Source organism: Ancylobacter sp. (assembly GCF_965279025.1).
Lineage (GTDB): Bacteria > Pseudomonadota > Alphaproteobacteria > Rhizobiales > Xanthobacteraceae > Ancylobacter.
The window spans coordinates 3,588,285-3,600,864 of sequence record NZ_OZ257132.1 but is presented as its reverse complement, the minus strand read 5'-3'; the positions used below and the strand labels follow the sequence as shown (position 1 = coordinate 3,600,864).

Genomic DNA, 12,580 nt, shown 5'->3' with positions numbered 1-12,580 from the left:
GACCCTGCCTCTACTTCCGCTTGGCTTTCTTGTCCGCCGCATGCCCGTAATAGGTACGGGTCGGGGCGAACTCGCCGAACTTGTGGCCCACCATGTCCTCGGAAACAGAAACCGGGACGTGCTTGTTGCCGTTATAGACGCCGAACGTGATCCCCACGAATTGCGGGAGGATTGTGGAACGGCGGCTCCAGATCTTGATGACGTCGTGACGACCCGACGCACGCGCGGCATCCGCCTTCTTGAGGAGGTAGCCGTCGACGAACGGACCTTTCCAGACCGATCGAGACATAGTTCAGTTTCCCTCGCTCACTTCTTGCGGGCGTGCCGGCTGGACACGATGAACTTGGTGGTCGACTTGTTCTTCCGGGTCTTCTTGCCCTTGGTGGGGAAACCCCAGGGCGTGACCGGATGACGTCCACCCGAGGTGCGGCCTTCGCCGCCGCCATGCGGATGATCGACCGGGTTCATCGTGACGCCGCGGTTGTGCGGACGACGACCGAGCCAGCGCTTGCGACCGGCCTTGCCGAGATTGGTGTTCATGTGGTCCGGGTTCGACACGGCGCCGACCGTACCCATGCACTCGCCGTGGATCAGACGCTGCTCACCCGAATTGAGGCGGATGATCACGTAGCCCTGGTCGCGGCCGACGATCTGCGCATACGAGCCGGCCGAGCGGGCAATCTGGCCGCCCTTGCCGATCTTCATCTCGATGTTGTGCACGATCGTGCCGACCGGCAGATTGCCGAGCGGAGCCGCGTTGCCGGGCTTCACGTCCACGCTCTTAGAGGCGACCACCTGGTCACCGACCGCGAGACGCTGCGGGGCGAGAATGTAGCTGACCTCGCCGTCCTCATACTTGATGAGGGCGATGAACGCCGTCCGGTTCGGGTCGTACTCGATACGCTCGACCGTCGCCGCCACGTCGCGCTTGCTGCGCTTGAAGTCGACGAGGCGGTAGGCCTGCTTGTGGCCGCCGCCGCGGAAGCGCACGGTGATGCGACCCGTATTGTTGCGGCCGCCCGCCTCCGACTTGCCTTCGGTCAGCGTCTTGACCGGCTTGCCCTTGTACAGGGACGAGCGGTCGACGATGACGAGCTGGCGAAGGCTCGGCGTTACCGGCTTGAAGGTTTTGAGCGCCATGTCTCTGGTCCCTTAATTCCGGCTCACAGACCCGTCGTGATGTCGATGGAGTGTCCCTCGGCGAGGGTCACAACCGCCTTCTTCACGTCGTTCTGCACGCCCTTGCGGCCCTTGAAGAACTTCGTCTTCCCCTTGCGGACCAGCGTGTTGACGCTCTCGACCTTCACGTCGAAGAGCTTCTCGACCGCTTCCTTGATCTGCGGCTTGGTAGCCGTCAGAGCAACCTTGAAGACGACCTTGTTGTGCTCGGACGCCATCGTGGCCTTCTCGGTGATCACCGGGGACACGATCACGTCGTAGTGGCGCGGATCGATACTCATTTGAAGCGCGCCTCCAGAGCGTCGACAGCCGCCTTCGTCAGCACCAGGGTCTGACGGCGCAGGATGTCGTAGACGTTGATGCCCTGGACGGGCAGAACGTCGAGATGGGTGACATTGCGCGAGGCGAGGCCGAAATTGGCATCCACCTCGGCGCCGGACACGACGAGCACGCTCGACAGGCCGAGGCCCGCCAGACGCTCCTTGAGCAGCTTGGTCTTCGGCTCGGCCAGCACGGCATCGTCGAGGACGATGATCTGCTGGTCCTTGGCCTTGGACGACAGCGCATGCTTCAAGGCAAGCGCGCGGACCTTCTTCGGCAGCTCGCTCGCATGGCTGCGGGCGACCGGGCCGAACGCCTTGGCGCCGCCGCGGAACTGCGGAGCGGAGGCCGCGCCGTGACGTGCGCCGCCGGTGCCCTTCTGCTTGTACATCTTCCGCTTGGTGCGGTTGACGTCCGCGCGGGACAGGGTCTGGTGCGTGCCGGCCTGGCGGCGCGACAGCTGCCACACCACGCAGCGGTGCAGGATGTCCTGGCGCGGCTCGAGACCGAAAATCTCGTCCGACAGGGTGACGGAGCCGGCTTCGGCGCCTTCGAGAGTCTTGACGGCGAGTTCCATCACACGTTCTCCTCGGCCGCAGCCTCGGTCGCGGGAGCCACGTCAGCCGCCGGCGCGTCGCTGGCCGCATCCGCGCCCGGAAGACGGAACTTGCCCGGCTTCGGCGCGGCTTCCGGCAGCTTCTTCTTCACCGCGTCAGCCACCAGGATCCAGCCGCCCTTGTTGCCGGGAACCGCACCCTCGACCGCGATCAGACCGCGCTCGACATCGGTGAGCACAACCTTGAGGTTCTGGGTGGTCACCGTCTCATGGCCCATGTGGCCCGGCATCTTCTTGTTCTTGAAGGTCTTGCCGGGGTCCTGACGACCACCGGTAGAACCGATCGAACGATGCGAGACCGACACGCCGTGAGTGGCGCGCAGACCACCGAAATTGTGGCGCTTCATACCACCGGCAAAGCCCTTGCCGATGGAGGTGCCCGTCACGTCGACGAACTGGCCGACCACGAAGTGGTCGACGGTCAGCTCGGCACCGACCGGGATAAGGTCGGTCTCCTCGACGCGGAACTCCGCCATCTTGCGCTTGGGCTCGACCTTCGCCACGGCGAAATGGCCGCGCAGAGCGCGCGTGGTGTTCTGAGGCTTCGCCTGACCGACACCGAGCTGCACGGCCGAATAGCCGTTCTTCTCGATGGTACGGTGGGCAACCACCTGGCAATTATCAACTTTCAGCACAGTGACCGGAACATGTTCACCTGCATCGTTAAAGATGCGGGTCATGCCGACCTTCTGGGCGATGACGCCTGACCGCATGGCCGTGTCCCTTCGCCTTCTCTCAGAGCTTGATTTCGACGTCGACGCCCGCAGCGAGGTCGAGCTTCATCAGCGCGTCCACGGTCTGGGGGGTCGGATCGACGATGTCGAGCAGACGCTTGTGCGTCCGCATCTCGAACTGCTCACGGGACTTCTTGTCCACGTGGGGAGAACGATTGACCGTGAATTTCTCAATCCGCGTCGGCAGCGGAATGGGGCCGCGGACCTGGGCGCCCGTACGCTTCGCCGTCGACACGATTTCGCGCGTCGAGGCATCCAGGATGCGGTGATCGAACGCCTTGAGGCGGATCCGAATGTTCTGGCCGTTCATTGACTTCAGGCTCCCAGAGGGCTCGTCAGTCGGGCTCTGTAACGAGCTCCACGAAAAAGGGGCGCAAGCGATCCCGCGCCCCTCGGGATTGTTCGGTGTTACTCGATGATCGAGGCGACGACGCCGGCGCCGACGGTGCGGCCGCCTTCGCGGATGGCGAAGCGCAGCTTGTCTTCCATCGCGATCGGCACGATCAGCGCCACGTCGACCGTGATGTTATCGCCCGGCATCACCATTTCCGTGCCTTCCGGCAGGGTCACGATGCCCGTCACGTCCGTCGTCCGGAAGTAGAACTGCGGACGGTAATTGGTGAAGAACGGCGTGTGGCGGCCGCCCTCTTCCTTCGTCAGGATGTACGCCTCGGCCTTGAACTTGGTGTGCGGCTTCACCGAACCCGGCTTGCACACAACCTGGCCGCGCTCGACGTCCTCGCGCTTCGTGCCGCGAACCAGAATGCCGACATTGTCGCCGGCCTGGCCCTGGTCGAGCAGCTTCCGGAACATCTCAACGCCGGTCACCGTCGTCTTGATGGTCGGACGGATGCCGACGATCTCGACTTCCTCGCCCACCTTGATGATGCCGCGCTCGACGCGGCCGGTCACCACCGTGCCGCGACCCGAGATCGAGAACACGTCCTCGATCGGCATCAGGAACGGCAGGTCAACCGGACGCTCCGGCTGCGGGATGTAGGCGTCGACCGCCTTCATCAGCTCCAGCACCGCGTCATGGCCCAGCTTGGGGTCGCCGTTCTGCAGCGCCACCAGCGCCGAGCCACGGATGATCGGAATGTCGTCGCCCGGGAAGTCGTACTTCGACAGCAGCTCGCGCACTTCCAGCTCGACGAGCTCGAGGAGCTCCTCGTCGTCGACCTGGTCGCACTTGTTCAGGAACACCACCAGCGCCGGAACGCCGACCTGGCGGGCGAGCAGGATGTGCTCGCGGGTCTGCGGCATCGGGCCGTCGGCGGCCGAAACCACCAGGATCGCGCCGTCCATCTGCGCCGCGCCGGTGATCATGTTCTTCACATAATCCGCGTGGCCGGGGCAATCGACGTGGGCGTAATGGCGGTTCGTCGTCTCGTACTCGACATGCGCCGTCGAGATCGTGATCCCGCGCGCCTTCTCTTCCGGAGCCTTGTCGATCTGGTCGTACGCCGTAAACGTCGCGCCGCCCGATTCCGCAAGAATCTTCGTGATCGCAGCCGTCAAAGACGTCTTGCCATGGTCAACATGGCCGATCGTCCCAATGTTGCAGTGAGGCTTCGATCGGTTGAACTTCTCTTTGGCCACGAGGCTCTCCGTCGGTCTTATCGATGTTGATACGAATGCGCTTCAGAAACCCAGGCAGACGCTTACGCGTACTTGGCCTGGACCTCCTGAGCGACGTTCGACGGCACCTGCTCGTAGTGGTCGAACTGCATGGTGAAGGTAGCGCGGCCCTGCGAGAAGGACCGAAGCGTATTGACGTAGCCAAACATGTTGGCGAGCGGCACCATCGCATTCACGACGTTCGCATTGCCACGCATGTCCTGGCCCTGGATCTGGCCGCGGCGGGAGTTGAGGTCGCCGATGACCGAGCCGGTGTAGTCTTCCGGGGTCACGACCTCGACCTTCATGATCGGCTCGAGGAGCACCGCGCCACCCTTCTGCAGGGCTTCGCGGAACGCCGCACGCGAGGCGATTTCGAAGGCAAGCGCCGACGAGTCGACTTCATGATAGGCGCCGTCGATGAGCTCGACCTTGACGTCCACCACCGGGAAGCCGGCCAGCACGCCCGAACCGAGCACGCTTTCCAGACCCTTGTTGACGCCGGGGATGTACTCCTTCGGCACCGCGCCGCCGATGACCTTGCTCTCGAACGAGAAGCCCTTGCCGACTTCGTTCGGCTCGACCACGAACTTCACCCGGGCGAACTGGCCGGTACCACCGGTCTGCTTCTTGTGGGTGTAGTCGACTTCGGTCTTGCGGGTGATCGTCTCGCGATAGGCCACCTGCGGGGCGCCGATATTAGCGTCGACCTTGTAGGTGCGCTTCAGGATGTCGACCTTGATGTCGAGATGCAGTTCGCCCATGCCCTTGAGGATGGTCTGGCCGCTTTCGAAATCGGTCGACACGCGGAAGGACGGATCCTCCGCCGCGAGCTTGGCCAGAGCGAGGCCCAGCTTCTCCTGGTCGGCCTTGGACTTCGGCTCGATCGCGATCTCGATGACCGGCTCGGGGAATTCCATCTTCTCCAGGATGACCGGCTTGGCCGGGTCGCACAGCGTGTCGCCGGTGCGCACTTCCTTGAGACCCGCCAGGGCGACGATGTCGCCGGCATAGGCTTCCTTGATGTCTTCGCGGTTGTTCGCATGCATCAGCAGCATGCGGCCGACGCGCTCTTTCTTGTCGCGGGTCGAGTTCAGCAGGCCCATGCCGGTCTCGAGCTTGCCCGAATAGACGCGGCAGAAGGTGATGGTGCCGACGAAGGGGTCGTCCATGATCTTGAACGCGAGGACCGACAGCGGGTCGCTATCGTTCGGGTTGCGAACGGTCTCTTCCTCGGTGTCGAAATCGATGCCCTTGATGGCGCCACGATCGACCGGCGACGGCAGGAAGTCGCACACCGCGTCGAGCAGGGGCTGAACGCCCTTGTTCTTGAAGGCCGAGCCGCAGAACACCGGGTTGAACACGCGGCCGATGACGGCCTTGCGGATCAGACCCTTGAGGGTGGCTTCGTCCGGCTCGACGCCGTCCAGATAGGCGGAGAGCACGTCGTCGTCGAGCTCGACGGCCGCTTCGAGCAGCTTGCCGCGATATTCGACGGCCTGGTCGAGCAGCTCGGCCGGGATCTCTTCGTCGTGATACTTCGCACCCAGCTCTTCATTGTCCCAGACGACCGCCTTCATGCGGACGAGGTCGATGATGCCCTTGAAGTTGATCTCGGAACCGATGGGCAGCTGGCAGCAGACCGGCTTGCCGTCCACGCGGTCGATGATCATCTCGACGCAGCGGAAGAAGTCGGCGCCGGTCTTGTCCATCTTGTTGACGAACACGATGCGCGGAACATTGTACTTGTCGGCCTGGCGCCAGACGGTCTCGGTCTGCGGCTCGACGCCCTGGTTGCCGTCGAGAACGCAGACGGCGCCGTCGAGCACGCGCAGCGAACGCTCGACTTCAATGGTGAAGTCGACGTGGCCGGGGGTGTCGATGATGTTCAGGCGCTTGCCGTGCCAGAAAGCGGTCGTCGCGGCGGACGTAATGGTAATGCCGCGCTCCTGCTCCTGGGTCATCCAGTCCATGGTGGCAGCGCCATCATGGACTTCGCCGATCTTGTGGCTCTTGCCGGTGTAATAGAGGATCCGTTCGGTCGTGGTGGTCTTGCCAGCATCAATGTGGGCCATGATGCCGAAGTTACGGTAGTCTTCGATAGCATTAATGCGCGACATATCAGATCCTCGTCCCGGCTCTCGTCATCACCAGCGGTAGTGAGAGAAGGCGCGGTTGGCCTCCGCCATGCGGTGCGTGTCTTCACGTTTCTTCACGGCGGTGCCGCGGTTGTTCGAGGCGTCGAGCAGTTCGCCCGACAGACGCTCGACCATGGTCTTCTCGTTGCGCGCACGGGCCGCAATGATCAGCCAGCGGATCGCGAGAGCCTGACGACGCTCGGGACGCACTTCGACGGGCACCTGGTAAGTGGCGCCGCCGACACGGCGGGAGCGCACCTCGATGGCCGGGCTGACATTGTCGAGCGCCTGGGTGAACACACCCAGCGGCTCCGACTTGGCGCGGTTCTCGACGAGGTCGAGAGCGCCATAAACGATCTGCTCGGCAACCGACTTCTTGCCGTCATACATGACGGCGTTCATGAAGCGGCTCAGCACCTCGCTCCCAAACTTGGGATCCGGGGTGACTTCACGGCGCTCTGCACGATGACGACGGGACATCGTTCAATCCTCACTTCGGCCGCTTGGCGCCGTACTTGGAACGGCGCTGCTTACGATTCTTGACGCCCTGCGTATCGAGCACGCCGCGCAGGATGTGATAGCGCACGCCGGGAAGATCCTTGACGCGGCCGCCGCGGATCATCACCACGGAGTGTTCCTGCAGGTTGTGCCCCTCGCCGGGGATGTAACCGATGACTTCGTAGCCATTGGTCAGACGAACCTTGGCGACCTTACGAAGCGCCGAGTTCGGCTTCTTCGGGGTCGTCGTATAGACGCGGGTGCAAACACCACGCTTCTGCGGGCTGGCCTGCAGCGCCGGAACCTTGTTCCGGGCCTTCTGGGCTTCCCGCGGCTTGCGGATCAGCTGGTTGATCGTCGGCACGTGTCTCGCCTTCGTCTCGCTGCGCTACGGACAGGAATGCCCTCGCGCTAACCCAATTTCCGCGGCCACAACCGCATTCTTCTTTCGCGACGGATCGGAACAGTCAGCACTACCGGCCAGTCTGCGAACGAAAGAAGCGCCGCCGGCCAGGACCTGGCCGAGGGCGCTCAACGTTCAGAGGATCACGCGACGGCTCGAAGAGCCCTCATATGCGCGATCATGCGCCGGAATTGGTCGTGCTTGCGTCCCGGCAGCGTCTTGACGTTCTGTGTCCAGACAGGGTGTCCGAACGCGGTAACATCAACCGCCTGCCGTGAAAGTAGGCGCCTTCTACGCGCCGACTCGCCTTTCGTCAACCCTTAACCGCAAGATAACCCGCTCACAGGGTCGTGCGAGCCATTGCAGGCGTTAGATTTCGTAGAAACCGGTCGCCACGCAACGAACATGCGTCGATCTGCCGGAAGGCCCCTCGCTCACCGACTCGCCCGATTCTCCCGACCGATCGCGCGGAAGGACCGTCGAACGGTTTCCGCTGACGATTCGCGACTCACGGCGCAGCGGGTGGCCGACACCTTATCAGGCGGCGGAGAAACGCACGGAGCTTTGGCTTGCGAGCCGGCCCCCTCCGCCTCAATCGCCGGCCCCCGTCGCAAGTACCGCGCAGATATGCCGATCAACCGCACACGGGGCCGCGTGTGCCCCCGCTGCGGTCACCAGGCACGGAACTGCGTATCGTCGCCCCCGGGCGTAGCGCGCCCGCACGGGCGGCTCACCGGGCGCCCCCTGCCCCGCAGAGCCGGCAAGTAAAAAGGGCCGCCCCCTTCAGGAGCGGCCCTTCTTCATTTCAAGGATTTCCGACGCCGGTCACTCGGCGGCGGCGGGACCCTCGATGCGGCGCGCATTGGCAGCGGCGCCGTCCTGCTCGTTCTGCGCGGTGATCAGCTCATCGCGCGTGGTCGCGGTCACGCGGAGCTTCGCCATCTGGGCGCCGGTACCCGCCGGGATGAGGCGGCCGACGATGACGTTCTCCTTGAGGCCGGCGAGATCGTCGGACTTGCCGTTGACCGCCGCCTCGGTGAGCACCCGGGTCGTCTCCTGGAAGGAGGCGGCCGAGATGAAGGAGCGGGTCTGCAGGCTCGCCTTGGTGATGCCGAGCAGGACCGGATGACCGGAAGCGGTCTTCTTGCCCTCGGCGATCAGGCGCTCGTTGATCTCGTTGAGCTCCGACGCGTCGATCTGCTCATTGGTGAGCAGGTCGCTCTCGCCGGCGTCGTCGATCTCAACCTTCTGCAGCATCTGACGGACAATCACCTCGATGTGCTTGTCGTTGATGAGCACGCCCTGCAGCCGGTAGACCTCCTGGATCTCGTTGACGAGATAGGCGGCGAGTTCCTCGACGCCCTTGATGGCCAGGATGTCGTGCGGCGCCGGGTTGCCGTCGACGATGAAGTCGCCCTTCTCGACAAGGTCGCCATCCTGCAGATGGATGTGCTTTCCCTTCGGGATCAGGTACTCGGCCGTGTCGTCGGTCGAATCCTGCGGCTCGATGCTTACGCGACGCTTGTTCTTGTAGTCCTTGCCGAACCGGATCGTGCCGGAGATTTCGGCGATGATCGCCGCATCCTTCGGACGACGCGCCTCGAACAGCTCCGCCACGCGCGGTAGGCCGCCCGTGATGTCGCGGGTCTTGGCGGACTCCATCGGCACGCGGGCGAGCACGTCGCCCGCCTTGATGGTCGAACCGGGGTCGGCCGACAGGATGGCCTCGACCGGCAGCGTGTAGCGGGCATCGCCGCCGCGCTGCAGCTTCAGCACCTTGCCGTCCGGACCCTTGACGACCAGCGAGGGGCGCAGTTCCGAGCCACGGCCGGTGCGCCAGTCGGTGACGACGCGCTTGGCGATACCGGTCGATTCGTCGACCGTTTCGCTGAGCGAGGCGCCTTCGACCAGATCCTCGTAACCCACGATACCCTCGACCTCGGTGAGGATCGGGCGGGTATAGGGGTCCCACTCGGCGATGCGCTGGCCGCGCTTGATGGCGTCGCCGTCATCAACCTTCAGCTTGGCGCCGAACTGGATGCGGTGAGTCGCCTTCTCCGAACCGTCGTGATCGATGATCAGGACGGAAAGGTTGCGGCTCATCGCGATCAGCTCGCCTTCCGAATTCCGCACCACGTTGCGGTTGCGGAGCTTCACCGTGCCCTCGAACGAGGCCTCGATGAAGGACTGCTCGGAGAGCTGCGCCGCGCCGCCGATGTGGAAGGTGCGCATGGTGAGCTGGGTGCCCGGCTCACCGATAGACTGCGCCGCGATGACGCCGACGGCCTCGCCCATGTTCACCGGCGTGCCGCGAGCCAGGTCGCGGCCGTAGCAGGTGCCGCAGACGCCGTTCTTGGCCTCGCAGGTCAGCACGGAGCGGATCTTGATCTCCTGCACGCCCGCCTTGCCGATGCGCTCGACATCGGCCTCGTCCATCATGTGGCCGGCCGGCACGATCACATTGCCGGTCGCCCCCTCGATCACGTCCTCGGCCGCGGTGCGGCCAAGAACGCGCGAGCCGAGCGTGGCGACGATGTTGCCCGCGTCGATGATGGCGCGCATGGCGATACCGTTGGTGGTGCCGCAGTCGCGCAACGTGATGATGCTGTCCTGGGCCACGTCGACGAGACGACGGGTCAGGTAGCCCGAGTTGGCGGTCTTTAGCGCGGTATCGGCCAGGCCCTTACGGGCACCGTGGGTCGAGTTGAAGTACTCGAGCACGGACAGGCCTTCCTTGAAGTTCGAGATGATCGGCGTCTCGATGATCTCGCCCGACGGCTTGGCCATCAGGCCGCGCATGGCGGCGAGCTGGCGCATCTGTTCGCGCGAACCACGCGCGCCGGAATGCGCCATCATGTAGATCGAGTTGATCTGCTTCTCGCGACCCGTCACCGGGTCCTTCTTCACCGCCGAAATCTCGGCCATCATCTCGTCGGCGAGGCGGGCGGAGCACTTGCCCCACGCGTCGACGACCTTGTTGTACTTTTCGCCCTGGGTGATCAGGCCGTCATTGTACTGCTGCTCGTACTCCTTGGTGAGCGCACGGGTCTCTTCGACCATGTCCCACTTCTTGGAGGGCACCACCATGTCGTCCTTGCCGAAGGAGATGCCGGCGCGGAAGGCGTTGGAGAAGCCGAGCGTCATGATGCGGTCGCAGAAGATGACCGTCTCCTTCTGACCGCAGTGGCGGTAGACGGTGTCGATCATGTTCGAGATTTCCTTCTTGGTCATCAGCTTGTTGACGACGTCGAAGGGAGTCTTGGCGTTCTTCGGCAGCAATTCGCCGAGCTTCATGCGGCCGGGCGTGGTGTCGTGGATCTTCGAGACCGGCTTGCCGTCCTCGCCCACGCCGATATAGCGCCCGCGCACCTTGGTGTGCAGCGTGATGGCCTTGGCAGCCAGCGCGTGGTCGATCTCGCCCATGTTGGAGAAGGCCATGCCTTCGCCCGGCTCGTTCTCCTTCATCATGGTGAGATAATAGAGACCGAGCACGATATCCTGCGACGGCACGATGATCGGCGCGCCGTTGGCCGGGTGCAGGATGTTGTTGGTCGACATCATCAGCACGCGCGCTTCAAGCTGCGCCTCGATGGACAGGGGCACGTGCACCGCCATCTGGTCGCCGTCGAAGTCCGCGTTGAAGGCCGAGCAGACCAGCGGGTGAAGCTGGATCGCCTTGCCTTCGATCAGCACCGGCTCGAACGCCTGGATGCCCAGGCGATGCAGCGTCGGGGCGCGGTTCAGCATCACCGGATGCTCGCGGATGACCTCGTCGAGGATGTCCCAGACCTCGGGACGCTCCTTCTCGACCAGCTTCTTCGCCTGCTTCACGGTCGCGGAAAGGCCCTTTGCGTCGAGGCGCGAATAGATGAAGGGCTTGAACAGCTCCAGCGCCATCTTCTTCGGCAGGCCGCACTGGTGCAGCTTCAGCTCGGGACCGACGACGATCACCGAACGGCCGGAATAGTCGACGCGCTTGCCGAGCAGGTTCTGGCGGAACCGGCCCTGCTTGCCCTTCAGCATGTCGGCGAGCGACTTCAGCGGGCGCTTGTTGGCGCCCGTGATGACGCGGCCGCGACGGCCGTTGTCGAACAGCGCATCGACCGCTTCCTGAAGCATGCGCTTCTCGTTGCGGATGATGATGTCCGGCGCCTTCAGCTCGATCAGCCGCTTGAGGCGGTTGTTGCGGTTGATGACGCGGCGGTAGAGATCGTTCAGGTCGGACGTGGCGAAGCGGCCGCCGTCCAGCGGGACGAGCGGGCGCAGGTCCGGCGGGATGACCGGGACATGCGTCAGGATCATCCATTCCGGCTTGTTGCCGGACTCCTGGAAGGCCTCGACGATCTTCAGGCGCTTGGCGAGCTTCTTCGGCTTGAGCTCGGTGGTCGCCTCGGCGATCTCCTTGCGGAGGTTGCCGGCGATCTTCTCGAGGTCCATGCCGCGCAGGATCTCGCGGATCGCCTCCGCGCCGATCAGCGCGGTGAACGAATCGTCGCCATACTCTTCCTGGGCGCGCAGATAGTCTTCTTCCGAGAGGAGCTGACGCTCCTTCAGCGGCGTGAGGCCGGGCTCGATGACGCAGTAATACTCGAAGTACAGGATGCGCTCGAGGTCCTTGAGCGTCATGTCGAGCAGCAGGCCGATGCGGCTCGGCAGCGACTTCAGGAACCAGATATGGGCAACCGGGGCAGCAAGCTCGATGTGGCCCATGCGCTCACGGCGCACGCGCGACAGCGTGACTTCCACGCCGCACTTCTCGCAGATGATGCCCTTGTACTTCATGCGCTTGTACTTGCCGCACAGGCACTCATAGTCCTTGATGGGACCGAAGATGCGCGCGCAGAACAAGCCGTCACGCTCGGGCTTGAACGTACGGTAGTTGATCGTCTCCGGCTTCTTGATCTCACCGAAGGACCACGACAGGATCTTCTCCGGACTCGCGATCGAGATCTTGATCTGATCGAAAGTCGGCGCCGGCGCCGCCGGGTTGAAGAGATTCATCACCTCTTGATTCATCGCCGTCTCCTTCGGCTGGACCCCGCCTCCGCCGCCGCGGCTGGTTGGGGTCACGGAA

The 12,580-nt window shown here is 64.0% G+C and carries 11 protein-coding genes; all 11 read right to left on the bottom strand.

Features of this window, described 5'->3' with window-relative positions; genetic code table 11:
* Positions 1-10: 10 nt before the first annotated feature.
* The 11 genes from rpsS to rpoC all read right to left on the bottom strand — a co-directional run bounded on the left by rpsS (position 11) and on the right by rpoC (position 12,522).
* Positions 11-289, bottom strand: a complete 279-nt coding sequence (gene rpsS / locus ACQY76_RS16760; protein ID WP_018390604.1) for a 30S ribosomal protein S19 — start codon at positions 287-289, stop codon at positions 11-13.
* Between the two features lie 17 nt (positions 290-306).
* Entirely contained in the window at positions 307-1,140 is an 834-nt protein-coding gene (gene rplB, locus ACQY76_RS16755) for a 50S ribosomal protein L2 (RefSeq protein WP_428029852.1), read from the bottom strand.
* 23 nt (positions 1,141-1,163) lie between these two features.
* On the bottom strand, positions 1,164-1,460 hold the full coding sequence (locus ACQY76_RS16750; RefSeq protein WP_428029851.1) for a 50S ribosomal protein L23: 297 nt from the start codon (positions 1,458-1,460) through the stop codon (positions 1,164-1,166).
* On the bottom strand, positions 1,457-2,077 hold the full coding sequence (rplD, locus tag ACQY76_RS16745) for a 50S ribosomal protein L4 (RefSeq protein WP_428029850.1): 621 nt from the start codon (positions 2,075-2,077) through the stop codon (positions 1,457-1,459). The genes ACQY76_RS16750 and rplD overlap by 4 nt, the downstream gene beginning before the upstream one ends.
* A complete protein-coding gene (rplC, locus tag ACQY76_RS16740) occupies positions 2,077-2,829 on the bottom strand; it encodes a 50S ribosomal protein L3 (protein WP_428029849.1) in 753 nt (250 codons plus the stop codon). The genes rplD and rplC overlap by 1 nt, the downstream gene beginning before the upstream one ends.
* Positions 2,830-2,851: 22 nt before the next feature.
* Positions 2,852-3,160, bottom strand: coding sequence for a 30S ribosomal protein S10 (gene rpsJ / locus ACQY76_RS16735; protein ID WP_013166261.1), 309 nt, complete (start codon positions 3,158-3,160; stop codon positions 2,852-2,854).
* 98 nt (positions 3,161-3,258) lie between these two features.
* A complete protein-coding gene (gene tuf / locus ACQY76_RS16730) occupies positions 3,259-4,449 on the bottom strand; it encodes an elongation factor Tu (protein ID WP_428029839.1) in 1,191 nt (396 codons plus the stop codon).
* Between the two features lie 62 nt (positions 4,450-4,511).
* Positions 4,512-6,587 (bottom strand): elongation factor G, encoded by a 2,076-nt coding sequence (gene fusA / locus ACQY76_RS16725; RefSeq protein WP_428029848.1) that lies wholly within the window; start codon positions 6,585-6,587, stop codon positions 4,512-4,514.
* A 27-nt stretch (positions 6,588-6,614) separates the two neighbouring features.
* Positions 6,615-7,085, bottom strand: coding sequence for a 30S ribosomal protein S7 (rpsG, locus tag ACQY76_RS16720; protein ID WP_018390598.1), 471 nt, complete (start codon positions 7,083-7,085; stop codon positions 6,615-6,617).
* A 10-nt stretch (positions 7,086-7,095) separates the two neighbouring features.
* The gene (gene rpsL / locus ACQY76_RS16715; protein ID WP_018390597.1) at positions 7,096-7,467 is read right to left on the bottom strand and encodes a 30S ribosomal protein S12; all 372 of its coding nucleotides are present in this window, start codon (positions 7,465-7,467) and stop codon (positions 7,096-7,098) included.
* An 864-nt stretch (positions 7,468-8,331) separates the two neighbouring features.
* Complete coding sequence (gene rpoC / locus ACQY76_RS16710; RefSeq protein WP_428029847.1) at positions 8,332-12,522, bottom strand: DNA-directed RNA polymerase subunit beta'; 4,191 nt, start codon at positions 12,520-12,522, stop codon at positions 8,332-8,334.
* Positions 12,523-12,580: the final 58 nt, after the last annotated feature.